Below are 14,909 nucleotides of genomic sequence, written 5' to 3'. Positions count from 1 at the left end.
CAAATGATAGTGCAGCCCAAATGGAGCACAATGTAGCTACAACAGAGCTTGAGGCATGTAATGGCAAGCAGCAGTGACGTCGTTCGCGCCCGGATTGACGGGCATATCAAAGAGGAAGCCACGAATGTGTTGGCAGGCATGGGCTTGTCCGTGTCGGACGCCATTCGGGTGCTGCTCACGCGCATTGCAGCCGATAAAGCACTTCCTTTCGATATCAATCGTGTGCAGGCCCAGCCAGATACCAAGAAGCCATGAGCTTCTGCCTGAAGAACTCCAAGAACACTAAGGCCAGGGCCTGACCGCATGGATCGCATACAGCAGCTCAACTACGAAAAGGACTTCCGCATCGCCTTCCTGGAATCCAAGGGGGATGGGTTTCAACGCCTGTTCGAGAAGCTGATGTCGAAGGCTCATCCCAACGACTTCATGGCTTGCCGGCCCTGGGGCAATGTTGGAGACCGGAAGAACGACGGATATCTCCCTTCCGCGCGAATCCTCTTCCAAAGCTACGCGCCGAATGAATTGAGCGCCACCGAAGCCGTCAAGAAGATCAACGAGGACTTCGAGGGGGCCAAAGAGCACTGGGAAAAATATTTCGATGAGTGGACCTTCGTCCACAACGCACCCGATGGGCGTCTGGGCCCCCACATCATCGAAGCCCTGGCCAAACTCCAGCAAGACAATCCGAAGATCAAAATCGGACACTGCGGGTACGAGGAAATGCTGGCGAAGTTCCGTCAGTTGACCCTTCAGGATCTTGAATCCTGGTTTGGCCCCTCGCTAACGATGGAAGCGAACGTCAATCTGGGCTTCAGCGACCTGGCCGCTGTGCTCACCCATATCAGCATCGCGCCCGTACCCGCGACGAGCGAGGTGCAGAACGTGTCGCGCGGAAAGATCGAGGCAAACCTTCTGTCTCAGGCTGTTGCCGACTTCCTGAAGATCGGCATGCAGAAGTCGCCGCTCGTCGCGCAGTTCTTCAATAGCTGGAAGAACCCTACCTACGGCGAACAAATCGCGCAGGCGTTCAAGAGTGAATACGTGAAGCTGCGGGACGGAGTTCCGCCGCTTCATCCTGATGAAATCTTCGGCCGCTTAGAAGCATGGGCCGGAGGCACGGCGAATACCACGCCTGCGCATAAGGCGGCAGTGTTGGCCGTGATGGCATACCTGTTCGACAAGTGCGAGATTTTTGAAGATGCTCAAGCTATGGGGGCGGCATGATCCTGCCCTCCAAGCATCTGCCGCAGGACCGTGCGTTACTGACCGTCGGTGCGCATGTTTTGACTTTCCTCGCACGCCCCATGACCGTCTCCGCGCTTTGGGAGGAATTGAACAGACATGACGCAGGCCTGGCCGCAACGCCTCGGCGAATTTCCTATGACTGGTTCTTGCTTGCCCTCGACCTCCTGTATGCCCTTGGAACCATCGAACTTGAAAGTGGCCTTGTGGCACGGAGGACAGCGTGATTCATCACATTTTCAGCACGCTGCCTAGCTTCAAGAATCTTGGGGATCTGAAGCCAGGCCTGAATGTGCTGCTTGCTCAAAAAACCGAGGGCGCGACCAGCAAGCAAACGCGCAATCGCGCCGGCAAGACCAGTTTTGTTGAGCTGGTGCATTTTCTTCTTGGCGCCGAGGCTGGTCCGGACTCGATCTTCCGCACCCCGGAACTGGCCGAACACACTTTCGGAATGGACTTCGACCTGAAGGCGGAGCGAACGGTCGTCGAGCGCAGCGGTAGTTCCAAAGCCAAGATCTTCGTGACAGCTCCGCCTGCCGCAAAGGTCAAGTTCTCGGCCACCGAGTGGTGTACGTTCCTCGGTGAGCAAATGTTTGGCCTGAGCAGCCTTGAAGCGGCGGGCAGCAAGCCGCCTTCGTTCCGGTCGCTGTTTGCCTACTTTGTGCGCCGACAGGCGAGCGGCGCTTTCATGACGCCGGAAAAGCAGGCCACGATGCAAGGGACCGGCGACATGCAGATGGCGCTGATGTTTCTGCTCGGGCTGGATTGGCAGATTGCCCGGGATTGGCAAGCTGTCCGTGATCGGGAAAAAACCCTCGAAGAGCTGAGGAAGGCGGCCGGGAACGGCGCATTCGGTTCAATCATCGGCAAGGCCGCCGACTTGCGCACGGAGCTGACCATTCAGGAAGCCCGTCTCAAGAAGCTGTATGCGGAAGTTGAGACTTTTCAGGTCTTGCCGGAGTACCGGCAACTGGAAGTCGAAAGCGCTAGCTTGACCCGCCAGCTCAACGAGTTGGCCAACGCCAATACCATAGACTTCTCGGCCATTCGCGATCTAGAAAGCGCCCTCGCCTCCGAGGTACCTCCAGACCATGAAGACCTCCAGGCGGTTTATCAAGAGGCAGGTGTCGTGCTACCCGGCTTGGTCAAGCGCCGCTACGAGGACGTAAAGAGCTTTCACGAATCTGTAGTGCGCAATCGCAAGGACTATCTGTCCAGCGAACTCGAAGCTGCCAAACTGCGTATCGAACTGCGCGATAGTAAGAAGGCGCAGTTCGACCAGCGGCGCGTTGAAATCCTGGGCATTCTTAAGAGCCATGGCGCCCTCGAACAGTTCCTCAAGCTGCAAGGCGAACTGGGGCGGCTGGAATCCGAAGTGGAATCAGTACGGCAACGCTTCGAAGCCGCGGAGCAACTCGAAGGCACCAAGAACGAATTGGAGATCGAGCGCAACCGCCTCACGATCCGCCTACGGCGCGACTTCACCGAGCAAAAGGATCGACTGGGAGAGGCCATTGTCGCCTTCGAGGAAACCTCACAACGCTTGTATGAATCGGCCGGAAGCATGACGGTCGATGAAACCTCCAACGGACCAGTATTCAAATTTCCGATGCAAGGGGAACGCAGCAAGGGCATCAAGAACATGCAGATCTTCTGCTTCGACATGATGCTCATGCGCTTGTGCGCCAAGCGGGGAATTGGGCCTGGGTTCCTGATTCATGACAGCCATCTTTTTGATGGGGTCGACGGCCGCCAGGTGATCAGTGCGCTACGTCTTGGCTCGGAGATCGCGCAGGAGCTGGGCTTTCAGTACATAGTGACGATGAATGAAGACGACGCCTTCAAGGAAACCATTGAAGGATTCGACCTCAACGATTACGTACTACCCAAACGTTTGACCGATGCCACCGAGGATGGTGGTCTGTTCGGTATACGGTTCGGATAAATCCAGGATTTTTTGCAGAGGGGGCCTGCGGGCCTTGAAGGAGAGAAAAATGGACAAGAAAACTAAAGGATCATGGCTGATCCACCATACGAACAAGCTGCAAGGCGTCACCAACCAGTCAGGGTACGAGAAGACCTACTTGGCGGGGAAGGCCGGGATACTTCTATCAGCTATTTCTGCGAACAAGGACACCACGGTCAACAATGACAGACTGGCGGTCCTAGCCAGAGCGGCCAATATCAATACGACGTTCGAACTGCCAAAGCTCGTCGAGGTGCTGCAACAACAGTCGCTCATCGACAAATCGTCAGGTGGAGTTGCCGTGCTGGGCGTAACAACCGCCACTGCGCTGCAACACACAGCAGATCTTTTCGACTCACTCTCACCCGCCACCAACGAGGTCGCTTCAATTGCGCTAGCTGAACGTGCATCTGTGGCGCCAATTCTCGCAAATGATGTCGCCGCTGACTTAGCGGACTCATACAAGCTTGCTAGCGCGGATCTCAGCCAACTCTTTACAGAGGCGGAACAAATCGGCTTTGTCGATGCAGAGAAAATCCCCGGCAACCAGACGCTATTGTTCAATGGCAACCTGTTCCGACGCGATACTACTCAAAAGATCAAAGCTGTTTTGGATTCTTTGAGCCCGACAGAGCAATCAAAACTGAACGAACTCACTGAGACACTGAGAAAGAAGGCGTGCGTCACGACAGACTACGCAAAGCAGTTCTTGGGGGATTCCCTCTTCCAGAAAGTAACCGCGATTGGCCTATTTGACATCAGCGTGGTCAGCAACTCAACTGAAGACGTTGGCTTCTTAACCTTACCGTCGGCGTTCTCAAAATTTAGTAACTCGATGGTCGACGATGCGTTCGATCTTGCAAAGGCCTTTGTCAGTTCTGTAACCTATGGCATGACCAAGAGCTACTATGAACGTGGCCAGATTCAAATGGTCGATGCCCTTCTAGGTGCTCTCGTCAGAGGCGAGAGTGTTGGGCCCGTTCGCGCGATCGCTGAGGACTACAAGGTTCTCGAACTGAAGGGTGTGGTCGAAGTTAAACAAGGCACGAAGAAGGGACGTAGCGGCCCAATGTTGCGCCTGCTGAAGAAGGAGGTTGGCGAACTAGCACTTCAAGCCATACGACAAGGCGATGTGAGCGAGCATTCTTTGAATGCTTTGCCAACGGCCGCTGTCACCACCTTCAACGGCCCAGAACACAATCGCGAAAAGGCTCGAAGAACACAAACCAAAATGAGCCCAAAGGCGACGAACGACATGCTATCCATCCTTCGAACGGGAGGCGGGCTGTGAGTAAAGGAACGCAGGAAGCTCTGACCAAAGGCCCGAAGATGGAAGAACTGCTGCGCAGCTATTTCCTGAAGGCTGGCTACTATGTCGCGCGTGGCGTACCCTTCGTTTATGAAGGCTTCGACGTGACTGATATAGATCTGTGGCTGTATAGCCGGACTTCGTCGGTTTCGCGAGAGATTACTCTGGTCGATGCAAAGAACAAGAGAACGCCTCAAGCGATAGAGCGTATTTTTTGGGTTCAAGGGCTTCGCATTGCTGCAAAAGCGACAAATGCAATAGTGGCAACCACAGAGAAGCGACCGGAGGTAAAAGACTTTGGACGAGATCTTGGCGTCCTAGTTCTGGATGGGACATTCTTGGGGAAGCTTGCAAAGTCAGAAGATCAAAATGCAACAAGACTTTCCGACGATGAGTTTTTCTCCAGGATCAACGACTACTCTTTGAGCAAACTGGACGGTGACTGGCGTGGTCGAATCGTCTTGTCAAAAAGTCTTCTAGCCAAGTCTCTTTCATTTGATAGCTGCAATGAATGGCTTGGTCAGGGAAAGTTCTTTGCAGAGCAGTCCATTACCAAGGGAATGCAGCGGGAAACTGCATTGAGGTGCCTTTATCTCATATGTTCATTCATTGCGGTAGCCATAGACTTCTCCATGAAGGAGCTATCGTTCCTAGAGCAAAGCGAGCGTAGTGAGGCCATCAAAGACGGATTCACTTATGGCTCGCGTGGAAGTTCGGGTCTGAAAAAGGTTTTGAATGTTGCAATGGGTCTGGTAGAGGAACACGCGGCCGATGGACCGGCAATCTCTCGACAAGTGCGAGCAAACGTTGAAAGGCAGCTTGCCCAACTCAACACAGCAATACTGGGTGACTATTTCTCAAAGAATGATGTCGCCCGAACATTGTTTGGTGCAGCAAGAGAGTTCGAGCAGTTGGCCATGGCCAGACAGTTTCAGTCTCACGGATCCGCAAGCGTTGAGCTGCGCAGCATTCTGTTTTGCCTTCTTGACTACTGGGGGCTTGATCGCGTGAAATTTTCAGAGGCTCTGAATTCAAGCAACTGAGCGAAGGTCACGGCGACGCGAGAGTCGTGCCATCCAGTTTTCGATGAATCAATGAAACGAGGGTCAGGATATCCAGTGCATCCTGTTCCGACATGGGCCAATTCGTCTTGGGTGCATGGGCCAGAGGATTGCGCACGGCACCGAACAGGCCGATAAGCAAATTGGCAAAGCCTTTCTGCTCGCTCTTTTCGGACTCGGTGGTGAGTGGCCCCAAGACAAGAACAGGCTGCTGGCCCGCGAATGCTTTGGTCACTAGGTCAGCGCCATCACCGTTCAAACCCGACAGTAGGCGAATCCGCTCCGCAACGCCCTTCGTTGCCTCGAAGACGGCATGGAAGTAGTTTTCGTCCAGCAGCTCGGCACGGCAGTAGTTCAGCACTTCCGCGTGGACGACACGGCTTTCCAGCGCGGCCTTAAGCCGTCCAGCTCGTGCGCGCGCTGCGTCAAGCGTTGTGGCCTTATCAGCGTACCCAACCCTGCCATCTTCGCGCACGAAAAAAGCCGGAGAAGGCAAGGACCACATTGAGTTCGTCGCGCCGCCATGCGAACGCCGCGGCGTCGCGGGCGTAGTTCACCGGGTTCATCGCTCGGTTGATGAACATGATGAGATGGTTGCCGAGCTGGTGCTGGTTCTGCGCACCAGCCAGCGCATTGAACAGCCGCTTCCACTTGGTCATGCCGGGTGAAGTATCGGCGACCTCAATCTCTTGCAGCAAGCGCTCGATTTGCGTACCGCTCAAGCCGCGCTCGGTATCGGCTAGCACCCGACACGCAGCTTCGAGGTGCCGCGAGCTGAACAGTGGAATACGTGTCATGAGTTTTCCCTGCTTCCTCTTAAGCCCATTCAAGCATGGTGATGATCGCCTGCCCTTCGGTGCCGACTTCCACAAACAGGGCATGCTCGTATCCAAGCTGCTGCTTGTAGCCCCGAAGTTTCCGAAGGTCGATCAGTCGGTCAACGCGGCTCGTTGACTTCTTGAACTCCAAAACCAGATAGTTCCTTCTTGTGCCTCGCCGATGAACGATCACATCTGGGAATACGGTCTTCGCCTCAACGTCTTCGCTGTCCGGATACAGCTCCAGATGTCCGAGCCGCTTTGGCTCAATGCCGTCGCGGTTGTATTCGCAATCCACGCTCCAGTCAGGAAAATACTGTTGGAGATACAACGCGAAGCGAAAGGTGATTGATCGTTCGTTAGCGTCGATACCGAGCAAGTCATGGTCATTGACCAGTAGTTCGGACAACGCGCGTGCTACAGCCTCGCCTGGCGGATGATGGTTGAGATACTGAATTTGATCAGCGGACAATGCCATTGCCATGCTCACCTACTAAAGACTCACGTCAAAGGGTGCATGCACCGATCGAAACGTCGTCAGAATTTTCCGCCTGGAGATGTCCCGCCCTTGGTCGCCTACCGATTGGCCGTGCCAGATCAAGTCACGCCAGCCAGCGCGCACATGGTACGCAAAGACAAGGCGCTCAAACTGAAGACTGCTGTAGTCCTCAAAGTGAATCGGAGAAACCGTTGTCGTCGCCATGCTCTCCCCTTTTTCCGGTGGCTGTTTGTCTTCAGTACGCCCCTCTACGCTCATGTGAGTTTCCGCGATAGCCAATGAAAGCCACCATATCGTTACGCGGTGGCAAGCCATATCGCCGAACAACCATGGAGTTCGACATGGAGAATAACCCGTCAGCAAGAATCGACCGAGACAACAGCGCCGAGATGCGACCGCAGCCCGCATCCCACCCCCTGCCCGGCTCGAACGCCTACGGCGATCTCCCGCAGTTCCCGAAGCACGGCGTTCTGCCATTTCGGCGAACTATTCGCCGTCAAGAGCTGCGCCAGATCGTCCCCCTGGCCGAGACGACGATTTACGAAATGGAGCGTCGCGGCGAGTTTCCGAAGCGCTTCAATCTGACGACGCGCTGCGTAGTGTGGGACTTGGCCGAGGTGGAGGCCTGGATCGACGAGCGCAAAAGAGCACCGCGCACCAGCGCCATCAGGCCGGATGTCCATCTACGAAAAACCCGCCCTGTTCGGGCGGGTTCCGGTCAGGAATGAGGCCGACGACGGCCCCCCCTCATCCAACAAGAGCTTCCAACTCCTTGGAAGCCGAGCGCGATAGGCGCCGCCCCTCCTTGGCCACATTGACCTGCAAGGCCGCGCGCGCCACCTCCAGAACGTCCTTGGCCAGCGAGTAGTTGCCCTTGGCCTGCAACCAGGCCAACACATCCGCCAAGTGCCAGATCGACGCAGTGCCCTCATGCACCGGCGTTGGGAAGCTGCCGGGATGGGCCAGCATCAGCTTGCGCATGTTCTGCCGCGACACGCCCACGATGTCGGCCACATCGGTCAGCCCAACCAAATCTGGCGCGACCTCGATCAGCCTGGCCGACGGCACGGCACACCGCACGTCGGCCAGCGCGCTGCGCACAGCCTCGTCCGCACTGTCCGCCTCGCGGGTGAACTCCAGTGCGAGCCGCCCCGGCTGCCCGATGCCGACCAGGGCATCGTCGCAGCCCGCCTCGCCCAGGCGCTCGACCAGCGCATTCGGTTCACGGTCATCGTCGGCGAGTTGGTATTTCAGGGTGAAGGTGTATTCCATCGTGCTACTCCTCGGCATCGTCGGCGGCCTCCAGCGGCTTGCGATGCGTGGTGCAGTTGTCCACGACGCGCCGCAAGGCACGCGCGTGGTTGCCAGGGTTCTTCGGCGTGCTCCACACGCTAGTGATACAGAACTCGCCGCAACGGCATTCCGCGTCGTTGTACGGGCAGTAAATCCGCCCCCAGGCGTGGCTGCCGCCGACTTCCACGCGCCAACCCTGCCCTTCGGCATGCCTGAGTGCTTCCTCGACCTCTTTCTTCGGATGAGAGGAACGGGCCATCAACAGTCTCCAGTATGGGAATGATTGCCAAGGTTGTCAAGTGACAACCTTGGCCCTGCTTCAGGCCAATGCACTCAACACCGGCACGACGACGTTGTCCGGCATCAGTTTTGGCACATAGGTCTGCCCGTCGATCCAGGCATCGACCATGCTGGCCCACTCCTGCAGCATGTGGCGCCGCTGCTCGGCGTACTCGGCCTTGTTGTAGATCGAGCGCGAGGAACGCCCCTCCTCGTGCGCAAGGCACTTCTCGATCCAGTCGCGGTTGAATCCGATCTCGTTGAGCAGCGTCGAGCCTGTGCGGCGCAGATCGTGGACGGTGAACGGCTCCAGCGGCAAGCCTGCGGCCTTCGCCCGCTGCGCCACGATCTGCGTGACCCGGTTGAGGGTCGCGTGGGACATGCTCCGGTCGGAGTCGTAGCGCGATGGCAGCACGAACTTCGATCCGGCCGCGCAGGTGTGCAGCGCCACCAGGATGTCCAGCGCCTGGCGCGACAGGTAGACCACATGCGGGTTGCGTCCCTTCATCCGCTGCTTCGGAACGGTCCAGGTCGCGTTCTCGAAATCGACCTCGTCCCAGGTAGCGTCAATCAGCTCGCTCTTGCGCACCAGCGTCAGCAGGATCATGCGCAGCGCCAGCCGGATGGTGGGGTAGGTGGCCACCGACTCCATTTGCCGCCACATCAGGCGGATCTCCAACGGCGACAAGGCACGGTCCTTGGGCACGAAGGTTGCAATCGACGCCGCACCCACGTCGGCCGCCGGGTTGTCCACTTTCTCACCATGCAGGATGGCGAAGGCATAGACCTGCTTCACGATGTCGCGGACATGCACCGCAGTGGCCGGGGCGCCCCGCCCCTTCACCTTGCCGCACAAAGCGCGCAAGTCATCGGCGGTGATTTCGTTGAGCAAGCGGTTCTGGAAGGCCGGCAGGATGTCCCGATCGACGATGCTCTTGCGCATCGCTCGCGTGCTGTCGGCCATTCTGGCGCCGGCGAGCCACTGGGCGGTCATGTCGCCAAAGTTCTTGGCGGCGGTCAGGCGGCGCTTCTCGCGCTGCTTCTCATGCGCCGGGGACTTGCCTTGGGCTACAGCCTTCTTGGCGTCGATCAGCTTTTCGCGAGCCAACGCCAGCGAAATACCCGCCGCCCCATAGCGACCAATGGTCAGGGTCTCACGGCGACCGTTGAGACGGTAATCGTAGCGGAAGGTGACGGTACCGGTGGGCGATACCGTCACGTACATGCCGTCACGGTCGGAAGCCTTGTAAGTCTTGGACTTAGGCTTGAAATTGCGCAGTGCGGTGTCGGTAAGCATCGAGGTTTATCCTCCTGTTCATGACGGCTTTTACCGTCAGGGGTCAGGAGACCTGCTGATGCCCGGAAAGCCGCATGAAACAAGCTTTCCAGAGGAGTGATTTACCGTCAAAGACCGATTTGGTCTCGATAGTAAACAAGGAGGTCTTAATCCGGCCTCCGGTTCTTACCGTCACCTCTACCGTCAATCCGCTTCGCTGCCCGGCGATAGTCACCGATAGCTGCCGTGACGTATTTTCTTTGAAATCAATACGTTACGACGAATTTTCGATAAGTGGCGATAGTCCCCGAAGGACCTGATTTCACTCCCACTCAATCGTCGCGGGCGGCTTGCTGGAGACGTCGTAGGTCACTCGATTGATCCCGCGCACCTCATTGATGATCCGTCCGGACACTTTCTTGAGCAGCGCGTAAGGCAGCTCTGCCCAATCCGCGGTCATGAAGTCACTGGTTTGCACGGCGCGCAGGGCCACCACGTAGTCGTAAGTGCGCCCATCCCCCATGACACCCACGCTTTTCACGGGCAGGAACACGGTGAAGGCCTGGCTCGTCAACTCGTACCAGCTCTTGCCAGTGCCTGGATCAATGAAATTGCGCAGTTCCTGAATGAAGATGTCGTCGGCGCGCCGCAGCAAATCGGCGTATTCCTTTTTCACTTCGCCGAGAATGCGCACGCCCAGGCCCGGCCCGGGGAATGGATGGCGGTACACCATTTCGGGCGGCAGCCCGAGGGCGACGCCCAGTTCGCGCACCTCATCCTTGAATAGATCGCGCAGCGGCTCCAGCAGCTTCAAGCCGAGTTGCTCAGGCAAACCGCCGACGTTGTGGTGGCTCTTGATGGTGACGGCCTTCTTGCTCTTGGCGCCGCCCGACTCGATCACATCGGGATAGATGGTGCCTTGCGCGAGGAAGGTGGCACCCTTGTGCCCCTTGTCGCCCGCCTTCAGTTTGGCGGCCTCTTGCTTGAACACCGTCACGAACTCGCCGCCGATGATCTTGCGCTTGGCTTCCGGGTCGTTCACGCCTGCCAGCTTGCCCAGGAACAGATCGCTCGCATCGACACGAATGACATTCGCATGCAGCTTGCCCTGGAACATCTCCATGACCAAGTCGCCTTCGTTCAAACGCAGCAGGCCGTGGTCCACGAAAACGCAGGTCAGCTGATCGCCGATGGCGCGGTGAATCAGCGCCGCCGCCACCGAGGAGTCGACCCCGCCGGACAGCCCCAGGATGACTTCTTCGTCGCCCACCTGGTCGCGGATTTTCTGGACCGCTTCGGAGATGTAGTCCCCCATGATCCAGTCGGGACGCACGCCGCAGATACCGAGCACGAACCGCTCCAGCAGCGCCTTCCCCTGCACGGTATGCGTGACTTCCGGGTGAAACTGCACCGCATAAAACTTGCGCTCTTCATCCGCCATCCCGGCGATGGGGCAGCTCTCGGTGCTGGCCATGAGCTTGAAGCCCGGGGGCAGTTCCGTGACCTTGTCGCCATGGCTCATCCACACGTTGAGCATGCCGTGGCCTTCTTCCGTGGTGAAGTCGGCAATGTCGCGCAGCAGTTCGGTATGGCCCCGTGCACGCACCGCCGCGAAACCGAACTCGCGCTTGTGCCCGCCCTCGACCTTGCCGCCCAGTTGGTGGGCCATGGCCTGCATGCCGTAGCAGATGCCCAGCACGGGAACGCCCAGTTCGAACACGGCTTGCGGGGCCTTGTCGGTGGTGTCCTCGTACACGCTGGCATGGCTGCCGGAGAGGATCACCCCTTTGAGCGAACCATCCTTGGCATATTCGCGGATCCATTCATCCGTGACATCGCAGGGGTGCACTTCGCTGAGCACATGCGCCTCGCGCACTCGTCGCGCGATGAGTTGGGTGACCTGGGAGCCAAAATCGAGGATGAGGATTTTCTGGTGTTGCATGGCAGGCGGCGGGGAGAGGAAAAAACAAAGGCCCGAACACCGCAAGAAGGGTTCGGGCCTGAGGTGGCGACAAGATCAGTCGGCGCGGTAGTTGGGCGCTTCCTTCGTGATCTGCACATCGTGGACATGGCTTTCGCGGATGCCTGCGGTGGTGATCTCGACGAACTCGGCCTTGTTGTTCATTTCTTCGATCGTGGCGCAACCGCAGTAACCCATGGCGGCGCGCACACCGCCCGCCATCTGGAACACGATGGAGACCATCGACCCCTTGTAGGGCACGCGGCCTTCGATGCCTTCCGGCACCAGTTTGTCCGCATTGGGGTTGCCTGTGCTGGACTCCTGGAAGTAACGGTCCGCACTGCCCTGCTGCATGGCGCCGATGCTGCCCATCCCGCGGTAGCTTTTATAACTGCGGCCCTGGAACAGGATGACCTCGCCCGGCGCTTCTTCGGTGCCGGCAAACATGCCGCCCATCATCACGGCGCTGGCGCCGGCCGCCAACGCCTTGGCGATATCGCCGGAGTAACGGATGCCGCCATCGGCGATGAGAGGAACGCCCGTGCCACGGAGCGCCGTGGCCACGTTGTCGATGGCCATGATCTGCGGCACGCCCACACCCGCCACGATGCGGGTCGTACAGATGGAGCCCGGGCCGATACCGACCTTGACACCATCGGCGCCGGCTTCCACCAAGGCCAGCGCAGCAGCGCCCGTGGCAATGTTGCCGCCGATCACGTCGATCTGCGGGTAGTTCTGCTTGACCCAGCGCACCCGGTCGATCACGCCCTTGCTGTGGCCGTGGGCCGTGTCCACCACGATGGCATCGACTCCGGCCTTCACCAGCGCTTCCACGCGCTCTTCCGTGCCCTCGCCCACGCCGACAGCCGCGCCGACGCGCAGGCGGCCAGCGGCATCCCGGGCGGCATTGGGAAAGCTGGTTTGCTTGGTGATGTCCTTGACGGTGATCAGGCCCTTGAGCTCGAACGCGTCATTGACCACCAGCAGCCGCTCGAGCTTGTGCTTGTTGAGCAAGGCCTTGGCCGCGGCGGGAGAAGTGCCTTCCTTCTCGTTGACCGTGATGAGCTTGTCGCGCGGCGTCATGATTTCATGCACCTTGACGTCGTAGCGCGTTTCAAAGCGCAGGTCGCGCCCCGTCACGATGCCGACGACCTTGCCACCGTCGCACACCGGAAAACCCGAGATGCCCAGTTGCTCCGACAGTTGCGACACCTGCAGAACGGTGTGCTCGGGCGTGATGACGACGGGATCGCGAACGACACCGGACTCGTACCGCTTGACCTTGGCCACGTGGGCGGCCTGCTCCTGCGGCGTGAGGTTTTTGTGCACGATCCCCATCCCGCCCTCTTGCGCGATGGCAATGGCCAGGCGCGCCTCGGTGACCGTGTCCATGGCGGCGGACACCAGCGGCAGGTTCAGGGAAATATTGCGGGAGAGTCGCGTCGCGAGGGACGTGTCCTTGGGGAGGACCTGGGAGTACGCTGGCACCAGCAACACATCGTCGAAGGTGAGCGCTTTTCCAAGAAGGCGCATGAGAAAGCTCCAAAAAAAGGATTGTACCTGCGGGCCGTGCGTGTGCTCGCGTTGTGGCTTGGCAACCATGGCGCCAAGGGGCTTCGGCCGCTAAACTTGCATCGCATGAAAACCCCCCAGCTTCTTTTGGCCGCCCTCGCCTGCACGTGGGCCATGGGCGCTGCGGCGCAATGGCAGTGGATCGACAAGGACGGCCGCAAGGTCTTCAGCGACCGGCCGCCGCCAACGGAGATTCCGCAAAAGAGCATTCTCAAGCAGCCCGGCGGCAATGCGATCTCGGCCCGCCCGGTTGCCGTGCCGCCTGCGGCGGATGGGGCTTCTGCCGCCATGGCGGCAGCCAGTGCGCCACGCCCCAGCGGGAAAGACAAGGAACTGGAAGAGCGCAAGGCCCAGGCCGACGCGGCAGAGGCCGCCAAGAAGAGGGCCGACGACGAGCGCCAGGCCAAGCTGCGGGCCGAAAACTGCGAGCGGGCACGGCAATCCAAGGCAGCGATGACATCCGGCCAATTGTTCAGCCAGACCAATGCACAGGGAGAGCGCGTGTTCATGGACGAATCCGCCAAGGCCGCGGAGGCCCGCCGCGCCGACAGTGTGATCGCGTCCGAGTGCGCGCCGCGCTGAGCCGGGCAGAACCCGGCACGGTCACTGGATGACCACCCGCAAGGGCATGTCAAATACCCCCGTGCCCGCCAGCCCTCAATAGCCGGCCTTCGCACCCGGCCGGCGCTGCGCGAACAGGCCGGTGGACCGGGCCCCCTGGCGGGCGAAACGCTCGCGCCGCGCCACCTTGGGGTCCACCACCAAAGGCCGGTACAGCTCCACCCGGTCCCCGTCCTGCAAAACCTGGTCGGGCGCCGCCGCCCTGCCCCATACGCCGCAGGCGCTGTCGCCCGCAGCCAGCCCGCAGGCCTTCAATGCATCGGCCAGGGTGGCCCCCCTGGGCAACGGCAAGACCCGCTCCACGGTCGATCGGGGTGCCGAGGAGTGCACCACCGTCACCGTCAGCCACTCCACCGCCGCCCCAGCAGCGGATGTGTCCGGCCTGTCAGCCATACACCTGCTCGGCGCGCTGGATGAACGCGTCCACCATCGTGCCGGCAATGCGATCGAAAACCGGCCCGACCAAGGCCGCCAGCGCCACGCTGTCGAAACCATAGTTCAGCGTCAGCTCGACCTTGCAGGCGCGCTGCGAGCCGTCTCCCACGGGATGGAAAACCCAGTCGCCGTCCAGTTGCGAAAATGGCCCCTTGACCAGGCGCATCTGAACGCGGCGCCCGGCCTCCTGCGTGTTGCGCGTGACGAATGTCTTGCGCAGCCCGCCCAGCGCGATGCCAACCTCGGCCGTCATGCCTTGTGCGTCCTGGTCCAGCACGGCCGCGTGGTCGCACCAGGGCAGAAACTCCGGGTACTTGGCCACATCGGTGACGAGGGCGAACATTTCCTCGGGGCTGTACCAGATCAAGACGGACTTGTTGACGTTTTTCATGGATGAAGCATGGCGCCCAGGGCAAAGGGCCGGATGCCCTACGGAGGGCCTGGAGCGCGTGGGCCTAAAATCTTGGAAGCGAGACGACAACGATTGTAGGGAGGGCTTTCATCTCCCGGTTTGCGCCGCACCTATAACCCATGGCCAAAAAACCCGAAACACAGTCCCGCATCGCCGACAACAAAAA

Annotated in this window: 18 protein-coding genes; 8 read left to right on the top strand and 10 right to left on the bottom strand. The window is 59.3% G+C overall.

All coding sequences use genetic code 11. The features are described 5' to 3' along the window. The first annotated feature begins 60 nt into the window (after positions 1-60). Genes AC27KI_RS04175 through AC27KI_RS04150 form a run of 6 tightly spaced genes read left to right on the top strand, consistent with a single transcriptional unit; the run spans position 61 to position 5,560 of the window. The gene (locus tag AC27KI_RS04175) at positions 61-255 is read left to right on the top strand and encodes a type II toxin-antitoxin system RelB/DinJ family antitoxin (RefSeq protein WP_487112701.1); all 195 of its coding nucleotides are present in this window, start codon (positions 61-63) and stop codon (positions 253-255) included. A 48-nt stretch (positions 256-303) separates the two neighbouring features. Further along, entirely contained in the window at positions 304-1,224 is a 921-nt protein-coding gene (locus AC27KI_RS04170) for an ABC-three component system protein (protein ID WP_487112699.1), read from the top strand. After that, complete coding sequence (locus AC27KI_RS04165; RefSeq protein ID WP_487112697.1) at positions 1,221-1,469, top strand: ABC-three component system middle component 6; 249 nt, start codon at positions 1,221-1,223, stop codon at positions 1,467-1,469. The genes AC27KI_RS04170 and AC27KI_RS04165 overlap by 4 nt, the downstream gene beginning before the upstream one ends. Then, positions 1,466-3,187, top strand: coding sequence for an ABC-three component system protein (locus tag AC27KI_RS04160; RefSeq protein WP_487112695.1), 1,722 nt, complete (start codon positions 1,466-1,468; stop codon positions 3,185-3,187). Before AC27KI_RS04165 ends, AC27KI_RS04160 begins: the two co-directional genes overlap by 4 nt. Before the next feature lie 49 nt (positions 3,188-3,236). Continuing rightward, positions 3,237-4,499 carry a hypothetical protein gene (locus tag AC27KI_RS04155; protein ID WP_487112693.1) on the top strand — a complete coding sequence of 421 codons (1,263 nt, stop codon included), beginning with the start codon at positions 3,237-3,239 and terminating at the stop codon, positions 4,497-4,499. A 38-nt stretch (positions 4,500-4,537) separates the two neighbouring features. Next, positions 4,538-5,560, top strand: coding sequence for a hypothetical protein (locus tag AC27KI_RS04150; RefSeq protein WP_487112691.1), 1,023 nt, complete (start codon positions 4,538-4,540; stop codon positions 5,558-5,560). Between the two features lie 7 nt (positions 5,561-5,567). Here the strand turns inward: AC27KI_RS04150 and AC27KI_RS04145 are convergent, their stop codons facing one another. Genes AC27KI_RS04145 through AC27KI_RS04135 form a run of 3 tightly spaced genes read right to left on the bottom strand, consistent with a single transcriptional unit; the run spans position 5,568 to position 6,874 of the window. Next, positions 5,568-6,074: a TIGR02391 family protein gene (locus AC27KI_RS04145; protein ID WP_487112689.1), complete on the bottom strand. Its 507-nt coding sequence runs from the start codon at positions 6,072-6,074 to the stop codon at positions 5,568-5,570. Continuing rightward, positions 6,022-6,375 (bottom strand): hypothetical protein, encoded by a 354-nt coding sequence (locus tag AC27KI_RS04140; RefSeq protein ID WP_487112687.1) that lies wholly within the window; start codon positions 6,373-6,375, stop codon positions 6,022-6,024. The genes AC27KI_RS04145 and AC27KI_RS04140 overlap by 53 nt, the downstream gene beginning before the upstream one ends. A gap of 19 nt (positions 6,376-6,394) precedes the next feature. Then, entirely contained in the window at positions 6,395-6,874 is a 480-nt protein-coding gene (locus AC27KI_RS04135) for a hypothetical protein (RefSeq protein ID WP_487112685.1), read from the bottom strand. A 410-nt stretch (positions 6,875-7,284) separates the two neighbouring features. On the opposite strand from AC27KI_RS04135, the gene AC27KI_RS04130 reads away from it, so the two are divergent. Beyond that, entirely contained in the window at positions 7,285-7,623 is a 339-nt protein-coding gene (locus AC27KI_RS04130) for a helix-turn-helix transcriptional regulator (protein ID WP_487112747.1), read from the top strand. A 19-nt stretch (positions 7,624-7,642) separates the two neighbouring features. Here the strand turns inward: AC27KI_RS04130 and AC27KI_RS04125 are convergent, their stop codons facing one another. The 5 genes from AC27KI_RS04125 to guaB all read right to left on the bottom strand — a co-directional run bounded on the left by AC27KI_RS04125 (position 7,643) and on the right by guaB (position 13,236). Then, positions 7,643-8,167 carry a helix-turn-helix transcriptional regulator gene (locus tag AC27KI_RS04125; protein ID WP_487112683.1) on the bottom strand — a complete coding sequence of 175 codons (525 nt, stop codon included), beginning with the start codon at positions 8,165-8,167 and terminating at the stop codon, positions 7,643-7,645. A 4-nt stretch (positions 8,168-8,171) separates the two neighbouring features. Next, positions 8,172-8,447 carry a hypothetical protein gene (locus tag AC27KI_RS04120; protein WP_487112681.1) on the bottom strand — a complete coding sequence of 92 codons (276 nt, stop codon included), beginning with the start codon at positions 8,445-8,447 and terminating at the stop codon, positions 8,172-8,174. Between the two features lie 60 nt (positions 8,448-8,507). Beyond that, a complete protein-coding gene (locus tag AC27KI_RS04115; RefSeq protein ID WP_487112679.1) occupies positions 8,508-9,764 on the bottom strand; it encodes a tyrosine-type recombinase/integrase in 1,257 nt (418 codons plus the stop codon). 301 nt (positions 9,765-10,065) lie between these two features. Further along, positions 10,066-11,685 carry a glutamine-hydrolyzing GMP synthase gene (guaA, locus tag AC27KI_RS04110; protein ID WP_284402196.1) on the bottom strand — a complete coding sequence of 540 codons (1,620 nt, stop codon included), beginning with the start codon at positions 11,683-11,685 and terminating at the stop codon, positions 10,066-10,068. Positions 11,686-11,760: 75 nt separating this feature from the next. Next, the gene (gene guaB, locus AC27KI_RS04105) at positions 11,761-13,236 is read right to left on the bottom strand and encodes an IMP dehydrogenase (RefSeq protein ID WP_272552260.1); all 1,476 of its coding nucleotides are present in this window, start codon (positions 13,234-13,236) and stop codon (positions 11,761-11,763) included. Positions 13,237-13,341: 105 nt separating this feature from the next. Here guaB and AC27KI_RS04100 point away from each other — a divergent pair, with 105 nt between their 5' ends. Next, positions 13,342-13,857, top strand: a complete 516-nt coding sequence (locus tag AC27KI_RS04100) for a DUF4124 domain-containing protein (RefSeq protein WP_487088479.1) — start codon at positions 13,342-13,344, stop codon at positions 13,855-13,857. Between the two features lie 75 nt (positions 13,858-13,932). Here AC27KI_RS04100 and AC27KI_RS04095 read toward each other — a convergent pair whose 3' ends face one another. Continuing rightward, the gene (locus tag AC27KI_RS04095; RefSeq protein WP_317358652.1) at positions 13,933-14,289 is read right to left on the bottom strand and encodes an RnfH family protein; all 357 of its coding nucleotides are present in this window, start codon (positions 14,287-14,289) and stop codon (positions 13,933-13,935) included. Next, complete coding sequence (locus AC27KI_RS04090; protein ID WP_272568720.1) at positions 14,282-14,722, bottom strand: type II toxin-antitoxin system RatA family toxin; 441 nt, start codon at positions 14,720-14,722, stop codon at positions 14,282-14,284. Before AC27KI_RS04090 ends, AC27KI_RS04095 begins: the two co-directional genes overlap by 8 nt. Positions 14,723-14,909 lie beyond the last annotated feature (187 nt).

It is taken from the genome of Acidovorax sp. KPB24-03 (genome assembly GCF_057546605.1).
The sequence above is the reverse complement of the archived record's forward strand: the minus strand, read 5'-3'. Positions and strand labels throughout refer to the sequence as shown.

Coding starts and splice junctions, on each gene's coding strand:
- AC27KI_RS04155 (WP_487112693.1), top strand. CDS start 3,237: ATGGACAAGAAAACTAAAGGATCATGGCTGATCCACCATACGAACAAG.
- AC27KI_RS04135 (WP_487112685.1), bottom strand. CDS start 6,874: ATGGCATTGTCCGCTGATCAAATTCAGTATCTCAACCATCATCCGCCA.
- AC27KI_RS04140 (WP_487112687.1), bottom strand. CDS start 6,375: ATGACACGTATTCCACTGTTCAGCTCGCGGCACCTCGAAGCTGCGTGT.
- AC27KI_RS04095 (WP_317358652.1), bottom strand. CDS start 14,289: ATGGCTGACAGGCCGGACACATCCGCTGCTGGGGCGGCGGTGGAGTGG.
- AC27KI_RS04090 (WP_272568720.1), bottom strand. CDS start 14,722: ATGAAAAACGTCAACAAGTCCGTCTTGATCTGGTACAGCCCCGAGGAA.
- AC27KI_RS04100 (WP_487088479.1), top strand. CDS start 13,342: ATGAAAACCCCCCAGCTTCTTTTGGCCGCCCTCGCCTGCACGTGGGCC.
- AC27KI_RS04170 (WP_487112699.1), top strand. CDS start 304: ATGGATCGCATACAGCAGCTCAACTACGAAAAGGACTTCCGCATCGCC.
- guaA (WP_284402196.1), bottom strand. CDS start 11,685: ATGCAACACCAGAAAATCCTCATCCTCGATTTTGGCTCCCAGGTCACC.
- guaB (WP_272552260.1), bottom strand. CDS start 13,236: ATGCGCCTTCTTGGAAAAGCGCTCACCTTCGACGATGTGTTGCTGGTG.
- AC27KI_RS04130 (WP_487112747.1), top strand. CDS start 7,285: ATGCGACCGCAGCCCGCATCCCACCCCCTGCCCGGCTCGAACGCCTAC.
- AC27KI_RS04150 (WP_487112691.1), top strand. CDS start 4,538: ATGGAAGAACTGCTGCGCAGCTATTTCCTGAAGGCTGGCTACTATGTC.
- AC27KI_RS04115 (WP_487112679.1), bottom strand. CDS start 9,764: ATGCTTACCGACACCGCACTGCGCAATTTCAAGCCTAAGTCCAAGACT.
- AC27KI_RS04165 (WP_487112697.1), top strand. CDS start 1,221: ATGATCCTGCCCTCCAAGCATCTGCCGCAGGACCGTGCGTTACTGACC.
- AC27KI_RS04175 (WP_487112701.1), top strand. CDS start 61: ATGGCAAGCAGCAGTGACGTCGTTCGCGCCCGGATTGACGGGCATATC.
- AC27KI_RS04125 (WP_487112683.1), bottom strand. CDS start 8,167: ATGGAATACACCTTCACCCTGAAATACCAACTCGCCGACGATGACCGT.
- AC27KI_RS04120 (WP_487112681.1), bottom strand. CDS start 8,447: ATGGCCCGTTCCTCTCATCCGAAGAAAGAGGTCGAGGAAGCACTCAGG.